Annotated in this window: 15 protein-coding genes; 3 read left to right on the top strand and 12 right to left on the bottom strand. The window is 68.0% G+C overall.

All coding sequences use genetic code 11. The annotated features are described in order from the left end of the window. Nucleotides 1-63: 63 nt before the first annotated feature. Genes AKG07_RS04105 through nirB form a run of 4 tightly spaced genes read right to left on the bottom strand, consistent with a single transcriptional unit; the run spans nt 64 to nt 4,896 of the window. Entirely contained in the window at nt 64-1,191 is a 1,128-nt protein-coding gene (locus tag AKG07_RS04105; RefSeq protein ID WP_053096159.1) for a uroporphyrinogen-III synthase, read from the bottom strand. Then, nucleotides 1,188-1,955, bottom strand: a complete 768-nt coding sequence (cobA, locus tag AKG07_RS04110) for a uroporphyrinogen-III C-methyltransferase (protein WP_053096161.1) — start codon at nt 1,953-1,955, stop codon at nt 1,188-1,190. The genes AKG07_RS04105 and cobA overlap by 4 nt, the downstream gene beginning before the upstream one ends. Then, nucleotides 1,952-2,320, bottom strand: coding sequence for a nitrite reductase small subunit NirD (gene nirD, locus AKG07_RS04115; RefSeq protein WP_053096163.1), 369 nt, complete (start codon nt 2,318-2,320; stop codon nt 1,952-1,954). The genes cobA and nirD overlap by 4 nt, the downstream gene beginning before the upstream one ends. After that, entirely contained in the window at nt 2,317-4,896 is a 2,580-nt protein-coding gene (nirB, locus tag AKG07_RS04120) for a nitrite reductase large subunit NirB (RefSeq protein ID WP_171821917.1), read from the bottom strand. Before nirB ends, nirD begins: the two co-directional genes overlap by 4 nt. Nucleotides 4,897-5,105: 209 nt before the next feature. On the opposite strand from nirB, the gene AKG07_RS04125 reads away from it, so the two are divergent. Continuing rightward, the gene (locus AKG07_RS04125) at nt 5,106-6,470 is read left to right on the top strand and encodes a DUF349 domain-containing protein (RefSeq protein ID WP_082297814.1); all 1,365 of its coding nucleotides are present in this window, start codon (nt 5,106-5,108) and stop codon (nt 6,468-6,470) included. A 61-nt stretch (nt 6,471-6,531) separates the two neighbouring features. Continuing rightward, nucleotides 6,532-7,083 (top strand): type IV toxin-antitoxin system AbiEi family antitoxin, encoded by a 552-nt coding sequence (locus tag AKG07_RS04130; RefSeq protein ID WP_053096165.1) that lies wholly within the window; start codon nt 6,532-6,534, stop codon nt 7,081-7,083. On the opposite strand, the gene AKG07_RS04135 is transcribed toward AKG07_RS04130, so the two are convergent. The 8 genes from AKG07_RS04135 to AKG07_RS04170 form a co-directional block, all read right to left on the bottom strand. Further along, a complete protein-coding gene (locus tag AKG07_RS04135) occupies nt 7,070-9,319 on the bottom strand; it encodes a RelA/SpoT family protein (protein ID WP_053096167.1) in 2,250 nt (749 codons plus the stop codon). The two genes, AKG07_RS04130 and AKG07_RS04135, sit on opposite strands and share 14 nt — an antisense overlap. Before the next feature lie 65 nt (nt 9,320-9,384). Further along, nucleotides 9,385-10,377, bottom strand: a complete 993-nt coding sequence (secF, locus tag AKG07_RS04140; protein WP_053096169.1) for a protein translocase subunit SecF — start codon at nt 10,375-10,377, stop codon at nt 9,385-9,387. After that, complete coding sequence (gene secD / locus AKG07_RS04145) at nt 10,377-12,107, bottom strand: protein translocase subunit SecD (RefSeq protein ID WP_053096171.1); 1,731 nt, start codon at nt 12,105-12,107, stop codon at nt 10,377-10,379. The genes secF and secD overlap by 1 nt, the downstream gene beginning before the upstream one ends. A 52-nt stretch (nt 12,108-12,159) precedes the next feature. Next, nucleotides 12,160-12,579 (bottom strand): preprotein translocase subunit YajC, encoded by a 420-nt coding sequence (locus AKG07_RS04150; RefSeq protein ID WP_308418036.1) that lies wholly within the window; start codon nt 12,577-12,579, stop codon nt 12,160-12,162. A gap of 75 nt (nt 12,580-12,654) precedes the next feature. Next, complete coding sequence (ruvB, locus tag AKG07_RS04155) at nt 12,655-13,680, bottom strand: Holliday junction branch migration DNA helicase RuvB (protein WP_053096175.1); 1,026 nt, start codon at nt 13,678-13,680, stop codon at nt 12,655-12,657. After that, nucleotides 13,673-14,278 carry a Holliday junction branch migration protein RuvA gene (ruvA, locus tag AKG07_RS04160; RefSeq protein ID WP_053096177.1) on the bottom strand — a complete coding sequence of 202 codons (606 nt, stop codon included), beginning with the start codon at nt 14,276-14,278 and terminating at the stop codon, nt 13,673-13,675. Before ruvA ends, ruvB begins: the two co-directional genes overlap by 8 nt. 9 nt (nt 14,279-14,287) lie before the next feature. Next, nucleotides 14,288-14,872 (bottom strand): crossover junction endodeoxyribonuclease RuvC, encoded by a 585-nt coding sequence (ruvC, locus tag AKG07_RS04165; protein WP_053096180.1) that lies wholly within the window; start codon nt 14,870-14,872, stop codon nt 14,288-14,290. A 45-nt stretch (nt 14,873-14,917) separates the two neighbouring features. Beyond that, nucleotides 14,918-15,679 carry a YebC/PmpR family DNA-binding transcriptional regulator gene (locus tag AKG07_RS04170; protein WP_053096182.1) on the bottom strand — a complete coding sequence of 254 codons (762 nt, stop codon included), beginning with the start codon at nt 15,677-15,679 and terminating at the stop codon, nt 14,918-14,920. Nucleotides 15,680-15,834: 155 nt separating this feature from the next. On the opposite strand from AKG07_RS04170, the gene AKG07_RS04175 reads away from it, so the two are divergent. Then, the gene (locus tag AKG07_RS04175) at nt 15,835-17,214 is read left to right on the top strand and encodes a pyridoxal phosphate-dependent decarboxylase family protein (RefSeq protein WP_053096184.1); all 1,380 of its coding nucleotides are present in this window, start codon (nt 15,835-15,837) and stop codon (nt 17,212-17,214) included. Nucleotides 17,215-17,217 lie beyond the last annotated feature (3 nt).

Here is a 17,217-nt window from a genome sequence, read left to right on the forward strand (position 1 = left end):
CACGGTCCCTGTGGGTGGCGGACACGGGCGTTCACTGCCCGCACTCCCCCGCGCGCACCTCGCTCAGTACTCGGTGACCGCCAGGCGGTAGCCGCGTTTCACCACCGTGTGCACGAGTTCGTTGCCGCCGAGAGCCTCCCGCAGCCGTGCGACGGCCACCTCGACCGCATGTCCGTTGCGCTCGGCGCCGGGGAGAACGCCCCCGAGCTCGGCGCGCGAGAGCACACGCCCGCCCGCAGAGGCGAGAGCCTCGATCAAGGCGGCAGCCGACCGCGAGAGCGGGATGAACACGCCGTCCACGAGGACTCCGCCGCTGCGTACCTCGACCAGACCCGCGTCGGTCGGGAGTGACGGTGCCCTCCCGCCGCCGAAATGCGCGATGACCGTTCGAGCGAGGGATCCGAGTCGCCCCCGGTCGGCGATCGTGGTGCGGAGGTTCGCGCCGTGCAGCGGCGCGGCCGTGATCGGGCCCACGCACGCCAGGAGGAGGCGGCCCGACTCCGCGCGTCTCCTGATGCGCTCGAGCGCGCCGGACTCCTCTGCCACCGCGATCCACGACGCCGCTCCCGGTGCCGAGGTGAACAGCACGGCGTCCGCCTCGCCGGCCGCCGCCTGCAATGCCGAACGCCGCACCACCTCAGGATCCGGCGGCGGCCCCCACCGGTAGACCGTGATGCTCAGCACCTCGGCTCCGGCATCCGCCAGCAACTCGTCGAGGCCGTCCGATCCGGCGCCATGATGCTGCACGAGGATCCGCTTGCCCGCGACCCCGGAGGCGAGGAGGTACTCGCCGACCTCGGCCGACGTCTCGGATTCGGCGACCCAGTCAGCCGTGAAACCCGCCTGCTGGATCGCGCCGTGCGCCTTGGGTCCCCGTGCGACGAAGTGCGCGCCCTGCAGTGCCGCGTCGAGCTGTCCGTCGAGGCCGTGCTCGTGCGCGGCATCCATCCATCCGCGAAACCCGACGCCCGTGGTGACGATCACGATGTCCGGAGGAGCGGCGATCACCTGCTCGGTGCGGGCGAGAAGCTGCGCGTCGTCGGAGTTGGTGACGATGCTCAGCGCCGGCGCGCGATGGACCACCGCACCGCGACGCTCGAGGGCTGTCGCCAGGTCGATCGAGCGGCGGTCTGCGGCGACGATGATCGTGCATCCGGCCAGCGCCGAGTCGAGCGTGCGCGCGGTCGTCATGTGGCGCTCTCCGCGATCATCGCCCTCGTCGGCAGTAGCAGTCCCGCGCGAGCCACCTCGCCGATCACGATGACGGACGGGTTCACGACCTGCGCAGCGGCCGCGTCCTGCGCCGCCGTCGCCAGGGTGCTGCGGATGGTCCGCTGTCGTTCGGTGTGACCGTTCTCGACGATCGCCACAGGGATGTCGCCGGACACCCCGTGCGACGCGGCCGAGGCTGCGAGGCGAGGCAGCGAGGCCACGCCCATCAGGACGACGGTGGTGACCGTCGGATCGGACAGAGATGCGAGCGCACTCGGGGTGAGGTCGCCGTGCCCGTTGATGATGTGCACCGCTGACGCGACGCCGCGATGGGTCACCGGGATCCCCGCGGCCTGAGGCACCGAGATCGCGCTGCTGACGCCCGGGGTCACACTGACCGGCACACCGGCGGCCTCACACGCGAGAACCTCTTCTCCCCCGCGACCGAGCACGAAGGGATCGCCGCCTTTCAGCCGCACCACGCGGTGGCCGGCGAGGGCGCGTTCGACGAGGAGGGCATCGATCTCGTGCTGAGGGACGGGGTGGTGACCCGGTCGTTTGCCGACATCGATGACCTCGACGTGCGACGGGAGCTCGTTCCGGAGCTCCGCGAACGGACCGAGGCGATCGGCGACCACGACGTCGGCCGCCATCAGCAGGCGATAGGCGCGCACCGTCATGAGGTCGGCGGGACCCGGCCCACCGCCGACGAGGTCGACCCTGCCCACACGCGTCCGCCTCATGATCCGACGCTCTCCGGCATCCGGACGTACACGACGCCGTCGTCGATCGCGACCGGCCACACCCGCAGTGCTGCGGGGGGCTTGCCGTGGGTCTCGATGCACTCACCGGTGCGGAGATCGAAGATCTGCTTGTGGAGTGGGGATGCGACCGTGGGGACATCCCCACGACTTCCCACGATCCCGCGGGAGATGACATTGGCTCCGCTGAACGGGTCGAGATTGTCGACTGCGAGCACGGTGCCGTCCGAGAGGAGGAACAGCGCCACCTGCTGTCCGTCCAAGAGAGCGGCTCGCCCTCGTTCGACCTCGAGGTCCTCGAGCGTGCATACCCGCACATGCGTGGTGGAGTCCATCGCGACGGTCATCGGCGCACCTCCAGAGCGGTTCCGGCGATCAGGACGCCTCCGGCGCGACGCTCCTCCGGCGACGCCGGGCGGATCTGCCCGCGCTCAGAGACATAGGCGAGTGACGGATCCGCCGTATCGGCCGCGTTGACGAACGACCGGAACCGTTCGAGCTTCACGGGGTCAGCGAGGGTGGCCGCCCATTCGTCCTCGTAGCGATCGACGTGCTGCGCCATCGAGGCATCGAGGTCGGCGCAGATGCCCAGGCTGTCGTCGAAGATCACACTCCGCAGCCCGTCGAGTCCGCCCTCGAGCTCCTCGCACCAGGGAGCCGTGCGCTGCAGACGATCGGCGGTGCGGATGTAGTACATGAAGAAGCGGTCGATGGCCCTGATGAGACCCTCGTCGTCGAGGTCCGACGCGAGCAGCTGCGCGTGCCGCGGCGTGAAGCCGCCGTTGCCGCCGACATACATGTTCCACCCCGTCTCGGTGGCGATGACTCCCACGTCCTTGCTCCGCGCCTCCGCGCATTCACGAGCGCAGCCCGAGACGCCGAGCTTGAGCTTGTGGGGAGCACGGAGCCCCCGATAGCGCAGTTCGAGCTTGACGGCCATGCCGACCGCGTCGAGGACGCCATAGCGGCACCACGTCGACCCGACGCACGACTTCACCGTGCGCAGCGACTTGCCGTACGCCTGCCCCGACTCGAAGCCCGCGTCGACCAGACGCTGCCAGATCACCGGAAGCTGTTCGAGCCGCGCTCCGAACATGTCGATCCGCTGCCCGCCGGTGATCTTCGTGTACAGCGCGAAGTCCTTCGCGATCTGCCCGATCGCGATCAGTCCCTCCGGTGTGACCTCGCCACCGGCCATCCTCGGGACGACGGAGTACGTGCCGTCCTTCTGCATGTTGGCCATCACGTGGTCGTTGGTGTCCTGCAGCGTGGCGTTCTCGCCGTCGAGCACGTGCGCGCCCACGAGCACCGAGAGGATGCTGGCGATCGCCGGCTTGCAGATGTCGCACCCTCGGCCGCGCCCGAAGCGCTCGACGATGCCACTGAACGTCGTGAGCTGAGCCACCCGTACCGCGTCGAAGAGCTGGCGCCGCGAGAGATCGAAGTGCTCACAGAGGGCATGCGACACGGTCTGGCCGAGCTTGGTGAGCTCCTGCCCCACGACCTTCTTCACCATCAGCACGCAGGATCCGCAGGTCGCCCCGGCCTTCGTGCAGCCCTTCACCGCGGCGGCGTCCGTGCACCCCTCGTCGTGCACCGCCCGGCGGATGCGCCCGGCGGTCACATTCGAGCACGAGCAGACCACGGCCTCATCCGGCAGCTCGCCACCAGGAGCCTCGTTCCCGCCTTCCGGCAGCAGGTAGGCGGCCGGGTCGGCGCCGAGCTTCGCGCCGACGAGGGGACGCAGCGCGCCGTAGGCCGCCGCATCGCCGACGAGGATCCCACCGAGCAGCGTCTGAGCGTCATCCGACAGCACGAGCTTCTTATAGACACCGGCGACAGGATCCGCATAGACGACGTCGAGCGCATGGGGAGTCGTGGCCATCGCATCGCCGAAGCTCGCGACATCGACGCCCGAGAGCTTCAGCTTGGAGGAGTCGTCGTAGCCGGGGAACGCCGCATCGCCCCCGAGCAGGCGCGTCGCCGCCACCTCTGCCATGGCGTATCCGGGAGCCACCAGTCCGACGCAGCGACCGTCGAAGTTCGCGACCTCGCCGATCGCCAGGATGTGGGGGTCGGACGTCGAGCACCGATCGTCGATGATCACACCGCCGCGGGGGTCCACCTGCATCTCCGCATTGCGCGCCAGCTCGTCCCGGGGACGCACGCCGACGGTGAAGACCACGACGTCCGCCCGTTCGATCGATCCGTCCTGGAACTCGAGAGCCGTGACCGCGCCGGAGTCATCCGGGTCCAGCCGAGTCGTCCTCGATCCGGTGCGCACCGAGATGCCACGCGCTTCGAGCAGACGCTTGAGCATCCCTCCACCCGCTGAGTCGAGCTGAGCGGACATCAGGCGATCGGAGTACTGCACGACGGTGGCGTCGACATCCATTCCCTGCAGAGCGCCGGCGGCCTCGAGGCCGAGGAGCCCTCCGCCGATCACCGCGCCGCGCAGCGGACGACCGAGCATGCGTCCTCGCCGCTCGACGAAGTCCTTGAGGCCCTGGACATCGTCGAGTGTGCGATAGACGAAGCAGCCGGGCAGGTCCGCACCGTCCACGGCGACCTTCGCGGCGTAGGAGCCGGTCGCGAGCACCAGGGTGTCGTACGGGATGCTCGTGCGCGACCTCGTCGTGACGGTGCGGGCCGAGCGATCGATCCGCAGCACTCTGTCGTCGGCGAGGAATCGCACGCGGAAGTCGTCGAACACCGAGCGATCGAGTTCGAGCTCCTCGGGAGTCGCCCCCGAGAAGAACCCGGTGAGTCCGACCCGATCGTACGGTCGACGCGCCTCGTCTCCGATCACCGTCACATGCATCGGCGTCTCGGCCCGGCTGATCAGGCTCTCCACGAATCGATGCGCGACCATCCCTGCACCGACCACCACGATCTCCTGGGGTGTGAGGAGGACCTCGCTCATGTTGCTCCAATCGCCGGGGGACGTCGTGATGGCGACGATAGGAGCCTGGTGTTTCCCGCATGTGACGCGCGGTGTTTCGTGCGTCGAACGATTCGCTCACAGAACGGTAACGGCCATTGTGAGATTCGACGACCACACTGCAACCTCGCTCTCGTACTAGGCTGAAGCTCGTCCTTTCCGCCTCCCGCGGGCCCTACCGCGCAAGGAGAATCACCGTGTCTGAGCCGTCCAAGCCGACTCCCCCCATTCCCGCTCCCCCGGCAGCGCCGCTGCCGCGAAAGCTGACCAAGCCCACTGCAGCGACTCCCGCAGCCGCAGCATCGCCCGCGACCTCCGCATCGAGTGCCGAGGCAGCGAAGTGGGGCCGTGTCGCCGAAGACGGCACGGTCGAGGTTCGCGAGGGCGACGAGTGGCGCGTGGTCGGGCAGTATCCCGACGGCACCCCCGACGAGGCACTCGCTTACTTCGTGCGCAAGTACGAGGACATCGCGTTCAAGGTGCACACGCTCGAGCAGCGTCACCAGGCCGGCGGCGCGTCTGCGGGTGACCTGGTCAAGCAGGCCGGTCATCTTCTCACCGAGGCCACCGACGCTGCCGCTGTGGGCGACCTCACCGGACTCCGTGATCGTCTGAACACGCTGACCTCCTCGCTCTCCGAGGCGACCGCTCAGGAGGCCCAGCAGGCCAAGGAGCTGGTCGACAAGGCCATCGCCGAGCGCACGGCTCTCGTCGAGCGCGCCGAGGCGATCGCAGCCCGCGACCTCTCGAAGGTGCAGTGGAAGCAGGTGACCGCCGAGCTCGGCGAACTCTTCGACGCGTGGCAGGCGCAGCAGCAGAACGGCCCTCGTCTGTCGAAGGGGGTGTCCCAGCAGCTCTGGAAGCGGTTCCGTGACGCGCGCGGCACCGTCGACAAGGCACGCCGCGCGTTCTACTCCGAGCTCGACGACACCCACAAGACCGCTCGTGACGCCAAGACGCGGCTGGTCGAGCGCGCGGAGGCTCTCGCTCCTCGCGGAGTCGACGGCATCCCCGCGTATCGCAGTCTGCTCGACGAGTGGAAGGCCGCCGGTCGCGCTGGTCGCAAGGCCGACGACGCGCTCTGGGCGCGATTCAAGGCAGCCGGCGACGCGCTGTACTCCGCTCGTGCCGAGCAGTCGGCGGCTGAAGAGGCGGACTCCGCCCCGAAGATCGAAGCGCGTCAGGCCCTTCTCGAAGAGGCCAAGGCAGTCGCAGACGAGCCGAACATCAAGCGCGCCCGCGCGCTGCTCACCGGCATCCAGCGCCAGTGGGATGAGATCGGCCGCATCTTCCCCCGCGAGAAGGAGCGCGCTCTCGACGATCGTCTCCGTGTGATCGAGCAGGCGCTCAAGGCACGCGAAGAGGTCGACTGGAAGAAGAACAACCCCGAGACCAAGGCACGCGCCAACGACATGAGCTCGCAGCTGCTCGAGGCGATCGAGAAGCTCGAGTCCGAGCTGGCCGCCGCAGAGAAGTCGGGAGACAAGAAGGCCGCCAAGACCGCGGCGGATGCTCTCGAAGCGCGCCGCACCTGGCTCAACGCCCTCGGCGGCTGACCTTCTCCACAGATCTCCGGATCGAATCAGTACGCGGGATGCACCGCGCCAGACTGGCGTGATGCATCCCGCGTTCCTGTATCTGCCCGGCCAACGCCTCACGATCCCCGAACTCAGCGCGGCGAGGCTCGACGGGCATCTCGTCGATCTGGGCGAGGGGTACATCCCCGCCGATCTCGTCGAGAGCGCAAGCGCGAGAGCAGCCGCGCTCGCGCCCCTCGTCCCTGCGGACACGGCCGCCTCCGGCCCGACGGCAGCTTGGATCCACGGTGCCGGCGACACTCCCCCTGCACGCCATCACGTCCGGCGCGCAGTGAGCCATCGGATTCGCCCCGCACTGCCCGCACGAGTGATCCTTCATGACACAGCGTTGCCGCCGTCGGATCTCGTCGTGATCGGCGGCGTACCGGTGATGACGCCGGAGCGCACCATGGTCGATCTCGCTCTCGGACTCCACCGCGACGGATCCCTGCATCGGTGGATGGTGCTCCTCGCCGACGCCGAACCGGATCTCGTATCCGCTGCGCTTCGGGAGCTCGAGCGCATGACCCGCGTGCCGGGAAAGCGCGCCGGACGCGGCGCGCTCGAGAGGATTCTCGTCAGGACGAGGTGACGCGGTACACGTCATACACCGCGTCGATGCGACGCACCGCGTTCAGCACCCGGTCGAGGTGGACGGCATCGCCCATCTCGAAGACGAAGCGGCTGATGGCGAGGCGTTCGTCGGTGGTGCTGACGGTCGCCGACAGGATGTTGACGTGATGCTCGCTCAGCACCCGGGTGACATCCGAGAGCAGCCCCGAACGGTCGAGGGCCTCGACCTGGATCTGCACCCGGAAGACGCTCTTCGTCGTCGGGGCCCACGACACCTCGACGAAGCGGTCCTCCTCGCTCGCGAGCGCCTTGACGTTCGGGCAGTCCGTGCGGTGCACGGACACGCCGCTGCCACGCGTCACGAAACCGACGATCTCGTCTCCGGGAACCGGAGTGCAGCACTTCGCGACCTTCACGAGGATGTCCGATGCTCCGCGCACCAGGACACCCGAATCCCCTGCCCGTGGCTCCCGCGACGGCATGCTGCCGGGGAGGTCGATCGGACCTGTGGCGGGATCGGTCGCCGCGACCAGCGCGGTGACCTTCTCGAGCACGGACTGCGTGGAGACGTGACCTTCGCCCACGGCGGCATACAGCGCCGAGACGTCCTCATAGCGGAGCTGATGTGCGACCTCGGCGAACGAGTCCTGGCTCATCAGGCGCTGCAGCGGCATGTTCTGGCGGCGCATCGCGCGAGCGATGGCCTCCTTGCCCTGCTCGATCGCCTCTTCGCGACGCTCCTTCGTGAACCATCCGCGGATCTTGTTGCGTGCGCGGGTGCTCTTGACGAAGCCGAGCCAGTCCTGGCTCGGGCCGGCGTCGGGGTTCTTCGAGGTGAAGACCTCGACCACGTCACCGCTCTTGAGCTCCGATTCCAACGGCACGAGGCGCCCGTTGACCTTCGAGCCCATCGTGCGGTGGCCGATCTCGGTGTGCACCGCGTACGCGAAGTCGACCGGTGTCGCACCCGCCGGTAGCCCGACGACGCGCCCCTTCGGCGTGAAGACGTAGACCTCTTTCGCGCCGATCTCGAAGCGCAGAGAGTCGAGGAACTCGCCGGGATCCGCCGTCTCGGCCTGCCAGTCCGAGATGTGCGCGAGCCACGCCATGTCGTTGTCGGCGGCGCGGACCTCGGTCTTGCCGCCGTTCATCCGCTCTTTGTACATCCAGTGCGCGGCGACGCCGTACTCCGCCTGCTGGTGCATCTCGTGCGTGCGGATCTGGATCTCGACCGTCCGACCCGACGGTCCGATCACCGTGGTGTGCAGCGACTGGTAGAGGTTGAACTTCGGGGTGGCGATGTAGTCCTTGAAGCGACCGGGCAGCGGCGTCCAGCGCGCGTGGATGGCGCCGAGCACCGCGTAGCAGTCGCGCACCGACGCGACCAGCACGCGGATGCCGATCAGGTCGTAGATGTCGTCGAACTCACGGCCTCGTACGACCATCTTCTGGTACACCGAGTACAGCTGCTTCGGACGCCCGACGACCTTGCCTCGGATGCGCAGATCGCGCAGGTCCTCGTCGATCTCCTCGACGACCTGAGCGAGGTACTTCTCGCGCTGCGGGGTGCGCTGGGCGATCAGGTTGTGGATCTCGTTGTAGATCTTCGGATGCAGCACAGCGAACGAGAGGTCCTCGAGCTCGGACTTGATCGCCTGGATACCGAGGCGGTTGGCCAGAGGCGCGTAGATCTCGAGCGTCTCCTTGGCCTTCTTCGCAGCTTTCTCGGGCGGGACGAATCCCCACGTGCGGGCGTTGTGCAGGCGGTCGGCGAGCTTGATCAGCAGAACGCGGATGTCCTTCGACATCGCGACGATCATCTTGCGGACGGTCTCGGCCTGGGCGCTCTCGCCGTACTTGACCTTGTCGAGCTTGGTGACGCCGTCGACGAGCATCGCGACCTCGTCGCCGAACTCCGCCGTGAGGTCGGTGAGCGCATAGCCGGTGTCTTCGACGGTGTCGTGCAGCAGTGCCGCAGCGATGGCTCGAGGACCCAGGCCCATCTCCGCGAGGATCTGCGCGACGGCGAGCGGGTGCGTGATGTAGGGCTCGCCGCTCTGGCGCTGCTGGCCGGTGTGCTTCTCTTTGGCCACGGCGTAGGCGCGCTCGATGACGGCGAGATCGCCTCGCGGGTGATTCGCACGGACCGTGCGGATCAGGTTGTCGAGGTCGTTGATCCTGGGCGCGCGGGAGAAGATGCGGGGAACCAGTCGTCTCAGGCTGGAGCCCTGCGACGCCGTCTGCGGTTCCGCCATCCGCTCACCTCCGAATCACAACAGCTTACGCGTGCTCCACGGGGTGCGGCCCCGCGGAGCGGGGACTATCGGGCCTCTGCGGTCGCGAGGCTTCGTGCCTCGCGGATCTTGGCATCTCGTGCCGCGATCTGCGGCTCGTTCTCGCGGAAGAGCGAGTAGAGCGGCGCGGCCACGAACAGGGTCGAGTAGGTCGCGACCAGGATGCCGACGAAGATCGAGAGCGAGATGTCGGTGAGGGACTCGGCTCCCAGCCAGAAGGCTCCGATGAAGAGGACCGCGCCGACCGGCAGCGCGGCGACGACCGAGGTGTTGATCGATCGGATGAGCGTCTGGTTCACCGCCAGGTTGACCGACTCGCCGAAGGTTCGCGTCGAGTTCTCGCCGTCCTCCGTGGTGTTCTCCCTGATCTTGTCGAACACCACCGTGGTGTCATACAGCGAGTAGGCGAGGATCGTCAGGAATCCGATGACCGCGGCCGGTGAGATCTCGAACCCGGCCAGGGCGTAGACGCCGACCGTGATGACGAGGACGTCGAGCAGGCCGAGGATCGCTGCCGCGGACATCTTCCACGTCCGGAAGTAGATCGCGAGGATCAGGAACGTCAGTGCGAGGAAGATCGCGAGACCCCAGAGGGACTGCTTGGTGACGTTCTCACCCCACGCCGGTCCGATGAACGACGAGGTCACGCTCTCGGGCTCGACGCCATAGGCATCGGCGAGGGCGTTGGAGACCTGCTGCGTCTCGGCAGCGCTCATCTGATCGGTCTGGACGCGGATGTCGTTGCCGCCCACCACGACGACCTTGGTCGCCGCACCGGGTACGACCGACTGCACCGCGGTCTTCGCGGTCTCCTGCTCGAAGCTGTCGGGCGCCTGCACGGTGAACTGCGACCCGCCCGTGAACTCGATCGAGAACTGGATCGGGCGGATGAGCGGCACCAGCGCCGAGCCGACGACCAGCACGATCGCGATGATGAACCACAGGCGGCGCTTGCCGACGAACGGGAAGGACGTCTTTCCCGTGTAGAGGTTGTTACCGAACTCGTTCATGGAAGCCATCAGGCGTCCCCCTCGCTTCCGGTGCGGGTGGTTCTCTCACCGGCTAGTGCTTCGGCGCGCTTGCGCTCTGCGATGGTCTGACGGCGCTCGGCTTCGCCCTTGGCTCTGGCGTTCTTCGCGCCGCGGCCCGCGGTGGCGGTCGACACCTGACGGAACTGCGATCGGCTGCGGTACACCGCACCGAGCGATTCGGGATCGAGACCGGAGAGCTTGTGGCCCCCGCCGAAGAACTTGGTGCGGGCGAGCAGCTGCATCACCGGGTGCGTGAAGATCACGAAGATGAACACGTCGATGAGGGTCGTGAGCCCCAGAGTGAAGGCGAAGCCTTTCACGGTGGAGTCCGCGAGGATGTACAGCACCACGGCCGCGAGGATGTTGATCGACTTCGAGATGTAGATCGTGCGCTTCGCTCTGCCCCAGCCGTCTTCGACCGCCGAGGTGATCGACTTTCCGTCGCGGAGCTCGTCTCGGATCCTCTCGAAGTACACGATGAACGAGTCGGCGGTGAAGCCGATCGAGACGATGAGGCCCGCGACGCCGGCGAGCGACAGGCGGAAGCCCAATCGCCACGCGAGGATGCAGATGATGATGTACGTCAGAACAGCCATCACGGCGATGGACGCGATGATCACGGAGCCGAGCGCCCGATAGACGATCAGTGAGTAGATCGCCACGAGTGCGAGACCGATGAGGCCCGCGATGAGACCGATCTGAAGCTGCTGGGTGCCCAGGGTCGCGGAGATGGTGTCGGAGCTCTGAACCTCGAAGCTCAGGGGCAGGGCGCCGAATTTGAGCTGGTCGGCGAGGGCGGTCGCCGACTCCTGGTTGAAGTCTCCCGAGATGCTCGGGCGACCGTCGAGGATCTGTCCGTTCATGCGCGGTGCGCTGATCACCGATCCGTCGAGGACGAAGGCGAACTGATCACGCGGCGAGAGCTCCGCGAGGCGGTTCTGGTTGAGGCGGGTGCTCACCTCGCCGAAGGCCTCGGCGCCGTCGCCGTTCATCGTCAGCTGGACGAGCCACGCGCCCGTCTTCGGGTCGCGGCCCGCGGATGCGTCGGTGATGGCGTCACCCGTGAGCTCGGTCGGACCGAGGAGGTACTTCGCCTGGCCCGAGGGATCGCACGCGATGAGCGGCTGGTCCTTGGGCGCATTCGAGGGGTCGTTCTCGGGGTTGGCGCAGTCGTAGGCCTGGAACTCCGCGGCGAGCCTGTCGGTCACCCAGGCGAGGTCGCTCGCATCCGTCGGCTCGGCCGTCGGCGTCGCGTTCAGCGAGTCGTCCGGGGTCGGATACGCCGTCTCGTTGCCGTCTTCACCCACGTACTGATTCGTGCCGGCCGTCGTGGCGAGCACCGGGCGGAACTCCAGCTGCGCGCTGGACTGGATGCGCGCACGCGTCTGCTCGTCCGCGACACCCGGGATCTGCACCACGATGTTGCGGCCGCCCTCGGTGGTGATGTCGGCCTCGGCCACACCGGATGCATCGACGCGCTGGCGGATGATCGCGGCCGCCTGATCGAGCTGCTCCGGGGAGGGCGCAGCGCCGTCCTCGGTCTCGGCACTGAGCACGATCTGCGTGCCGCCCTGCAGGTCGAGCGCGAGCTCAGGGGTCCAGGAGCTCTTCTCGAACACGTGGACGCCGAGCGCGTTGATGCCGAAGAGGACGCCCGTCACCAGGAGCAGGCCCATGAGGACCCGCCAGGCATGACGGACCGGAGAAGAAGTGGCCACGTGTGATCAGCTTTCTAAGATGCCGGAGTGCCGAGGTGGTGCAGCGCGAAGGCTACTTGTCGTCGGCGTCGCGCTCGAGACGGCGACGGGTCTCCTCGGGAGTCTCGAGGGCCGGAGCGTCGTCGACGACGGGAACGTCGTTCACGATCGGTGCATCTTCGGCGGCGAGCACTGCCGGGTCGGTCTCGATCGCGTCCTTGGGCTCGACGATGCGCAGGATCGCCTGGCTGTGCACCTCGATGACGGTGCCGGGAGCGATCTCGACGAGCGCGGGTGAGTCGAGGTCGTCGTGGTCGTAGGCCACGATCGTGCCGTAGATACCACCCTGGAGGAGCACCTTGACCCCGGGAACGGTCTTGGTCGCCTTCTCCTCCTGCTCAGCCTTCATCTGCTTCTGGCGCTTGCGTCCGTTGACGAACATGAAGACGACGAGAACGGCGAGAAGGCCGAAGAGGAGGATTTCCATGGGCATGGTGGCAAAGGGCCTTTCTCAGGTGCGCGCACCACAGGACGGTCGCGCAGTTCTATCAGGGGAAGTCTTCAGCGATTATAGGTCATCAAGTCGGAGCGCCCCGTCCGGGTGCGCGATGCCGAGGTGGCTGTAGGCCTCCGGCATGGCGACGCGACCGCGCGGTGTGCGACCCAGGAACCCGATGCGCACGAGATAGGGCTCGACGACGCTCTCGACCGTCTCGGCCTCCTCGCCCACGGCGACCGCGAGCGTGCTGAGCCCCACGGGACCCCCGCGGAAGCGCCGAACGAGCGCCTCGAGCACCGCTCTGTCGAGGCGGTCCAGTCCGATGGGGTCGACGTCGTAGAGCTCCAGCGCCGCCTTGACCCCGACCAGGGAGGCCGCGCCGCCGCCGTGAACGAGCGCATAGTCGCGCACTCGACGCAGCAGGCGGTTCGCGATACGAGGAGTGCCGCGCGAGCGACGGGCGATCTCCGACAGCGAATCCCGCGGCAGATCGACGCCCAGCATGAGGGCCGAGCGTGCGATGACGCGCTCGAGCTCCGCCTCCTCGTAGAACTCCAGGTGACCGGTGAAGCCGAAGCGATCCCGCAGCGGGTTCGGCAGCAGACCCGAGCGCGTCGTCGCACCCACGAGAGTGAACGGTGCGAGGTCCAGCGGGATGCTGGTCGCCCCCGCGCCCTTGCCCACCATGATGTCGATGCGGAAGTCCTCCATCGCGAGATAGAGCATCTCCTCCGCCGACCGCGCCATCCGGTGGATCTCGTCGATGAACAGCACCTCGCCGGGCACGAGGCTCGAGAGGAGCGCGGCGAGGTCGCCGGCGTGCTGGATCGCCGGTCCGCTCGAGAGGCGCAGCGGACGTTCGCTCTCGTGCGCGACGATCATCGCCAGCGTGGTCTTGCCGAGCCCGGGCGGGCCCGCGAGCAGGATGTGGTCGGGCGGGCGATTCTGGATCCGTGCGGCATCGAGGAGCAGCTGGAGCTGCCCCCGCACCTTCTGCTGACCGACGAACTCACCCAGGCTCGTGGGTCGCAGGGCTCCTTCGATCGCCAGCTCGGTGTCGTCGGAGGGCTCGGCGGCGTCGCGGATGTCAGACACGCGCCGGCCCCAGCAGTGCGAGCGTGCGGCGCAGCAGCGGTGCGACGGCTGCCCGCTCGGCCTCAGAGGCCTCCGCGGCGGTCTGCGCGGCGGCCTCGGCGGCGACCTTCTCGGACCACCCCAGACCGACGAGCGCGGCAGCGACCTGATCGACGACGTCGACGGGTCCGCTCGCGGCGGGCTTCGACGCCGCGCCCACCGGATGCACCTTGCCCGCGAGCTGGAGGACGATGAGCTTGGCGGTCTTGGGGCCGATACCCGAGACACGGCGGAACGGGGCGTCATCCTCCGATGTCACGGCTTCCGCGATCTGGTCGACGGTGAGATGCGACAGTACCCCCAGCGCCGACTTCGGCCCGACGCCGGTCACGCTGATCAGCAGGCCGAAGATCTCCAGCTCGCTGCGGTCGGCGAACCCGTAGAGCGACAACGCATCCTCGCGCACGATGAGGCTCGTGTGCAGCATCAGCTTCTCGCCGACGGTCGCGGTGTGAGCCACGTCTGCGGGCACCGAGACGGAGAACCCGACTCCCCCGACGTCGATGATGACCTGATCGGCGGTCGAGTGGAGGACAGCGCCGTGCAGCGAGGAGATCATCCGCCCAGCCTACGCACCCGATCGTAGATATGTTCGAGCGACACGCTCCGCGTCGGCCCATGCCTTCTGGGCCGGGGTGAGCGCGTCCACGCCCGGGACCCCCGCTGCGCCCCGACGCCACGCGTGGCAGAGCGCGATCGCGAGGGCGTCAGCGGCATCCGGCGGCTGCGGCGGCGCATCCAGGCGCAGGATCCGGGCGATCATGGTCTGCACCTGACGCTTGTCTGCCGAGCCGTAGCCGGTGACCGCCGCCTTGACCTCGCTCGGAGTGTGCGTGGCCGCCGGGAGTCCTGCCTCAGCAGCGAGCAGCAGAGCCACGCCGCTCGCCTGGGCCGTGCCCATCACCGTGTGACTGTTCTGCTGCGCGAACACGCGCTCGACCGCGACAGCATCGGGCCGATGGAGCTCCAGCACCTCTCGGATGCCTGCGGCGACGATCGCGAGTCGTTCGCCGATCGGGAGATCGGGCGCCGAGCGGATGACTCCAACATGCACGAGCGTCCCTCGTCGAGCCCGGTCGACGTCGACGACCCCCACGCCGCACCGGGTGAGACCCGGGTCTATGCCGAGCACGCGAAGCGAGGAGGAGGTCACTCCCCCAGGCTAAGCGTCTCGTCCGACGGCACGCGGTCGGCGCGCCTACGCGTCGTCGTTCTCGAGCTCGGCCTGCACCTCGGCGGTGAGATCGAAGTTGGTGAAGACGTTCTGCACGTCCTCGCTGTCTTCGAGTGCATCGATGAGGCGGAAGATCTTGCGAGCGGTGTCGGCGTCGATCTCGACCTTGAGGTTCGGCACGAACTCGACGTCGGCGGATTCGTAGTCGATTCCCGCCTCCTGCAGCGCGCTGCGGACGGTCACGAGATCCGTGGCCTCGGTGATGATCTCGAAGCCCTCGGCGTGCGGCTCGATCTCTTCGGCCCCCGCTTCGAGCGCGGCCATCATCACGTCATCCTCGGTGGTCCCCTCGGAGCCGACCACGATCACGCCCTTGCGGCTGAAGTTGTAGGCGACGCTGCCCGGGTCGGCGAGGGTTCCGCCGTTGCGGCTGAGAGCAGTGCGGACCTCGGCCGCAGCACGGTTCTTGTTGTCGGTCAGACATTCGATCATCATCGCGACGCCGTTGGGTCCGTACCCCTCGTACATGATCGAGGTGTACTCGACCGCTTCGCCGCCGATGCCCGCGCCGCGCTTCACTGCGCGATCGATGTTGTCCTTCGGGACCGACGTCTTCTTCGCCTTCTGCACCGCGTCGAACAGCGTCGGGTTTCCCTGCAGGTCGGCTCCGCCGAGCTTGGCCGCGACCTCGATGTTCTTGATGAGCTTGGCCCAGGACTTGGCGCGCCTGGAGTCGATGATGGCCTTCTTGTGCTTCGTGGTGGCCCACTTGGAATGCCCGGACATAATTCTCCGCTCGTCGTATCCGCCCGTGGGCACGGCCCAGGGCATCGTCCATTCTATCGAACCATGCCCGCGGCCTGTGGCCGCACACGGAGCGGCGGCCTCCTGTTCCCGTGATCGCTCTGGTGTGAGGGCAGGCGTGGGTGTAGTCCTGACACATGGACCAGAGCGTCGACGATGACAGGATCCGCGGACTGGACGCCGCCCACCGAGCAGCACTCGAGTTCCTCGGGTCGCTCGACGACAGACCGGTGTGGCCGCGGGCGACCCTCGCCGAGATGCTCGACGCCTTCGGCGGCCCCCTGCCCGCCGAAGGCATGGACCCGGAAGAGGTGATCGACGAGATCGTGTCGCGGGCGGACCCCGGTCTCGTCGCGATCCCCGGAGGACGATTCTTCGGGTTCGTCATCGGCGGCACGCATCCCGCTGCCCTCGCCGCCGACTGGCTCGTGTCCGCCTGGGACCAGAATTCGGGATCCGCACTGCTCACGCCGACGACCGTGGCGTTGGAGCGCATAGCCGGCCGGTGGATGCTCGACATCCTGGGCCTGCCCGACGACGCGAGCGTCGGATTCGTCACCGGCGGCCAGATGGCGAACTTCACCTGCCTCGCGACGGCACGGAACGCCGTTCTCGCTCGAGTCGGCTGGAACCTCAGCGAGAAGGGACTGCACGGATCTCCGCAGATGCGCTTCGTCGTAGGTGCCGACCGCCATGGGTCGATCGACCGTGCAGCGCGGTTCCTCGGGATCGGACGCACCGGCATCACTGCCGTCGAATCCGACGCGCAGGGGCGCATGCGACCAGACGCCCTGGACAGCGTCCTCGCGGACGGCTCAGGACCGACCATCGTCTGTCTACAGGCCGGAGAAGTGCACACCGGCGCATTCGACGACTTCGCAGCCCTCATACCGATAGCCCATCGGCACGGAGCCTGGGTGCACGTCGACGGCGCATTCGGCCTCTGGGCCGCGGCCTCCGAGTCGCTACAGCCGCTGACGGCGGGCATGTCCGACGCCGATTCGTGGGCGACAGATGCGCATAAGACGCTCAACGTGCCCTACGACTGCGGCATGGCGATCGTCCGCGACCCTGCGGACTCCATCGCCGCGTTCCGCACGGGTGGCGATTACCTCATCTACACGAGTCTGGACCCGTGGGACGTGACGCCGGAACTGTCCCGTCGCGCACGCGGCGTGCCCGCGTGGGCGGCGATGCGCAGCCTCGGACGGGACGGCATCTCGAACCTGATCGACAGGCTGCACGAGAACGCGGTGGCGATGGCCGAGGGGCTCACGACGATCGACGGCATCCGCATCCTCAACGACGTCGACTACACGCAGGTCATGTTCTGTCTCGATTCCGATGAGGCGACGCGACGGCTGGGTGAGGCCGTGCTCGTGGAGGGCACCGCCGCCATGACCGGGGCCGAGTGGAGAGGTCGCGCTGCGCTGCGCTGCTCGATGTCGTCCTGGGCGACGACCCGGGACGACATCGACCGCACGGTCGGCGCGATCCGAACTCTCGTGTCGCGCTGACCA

Source organism: Microbacterium sp. CGR1 (assembly GCF_001266755.1).
GTDB lineage: Bacteria > Actinomycetota > Actinomycetes > Actinomycetales > Microbacteriaceae > Microbacterium.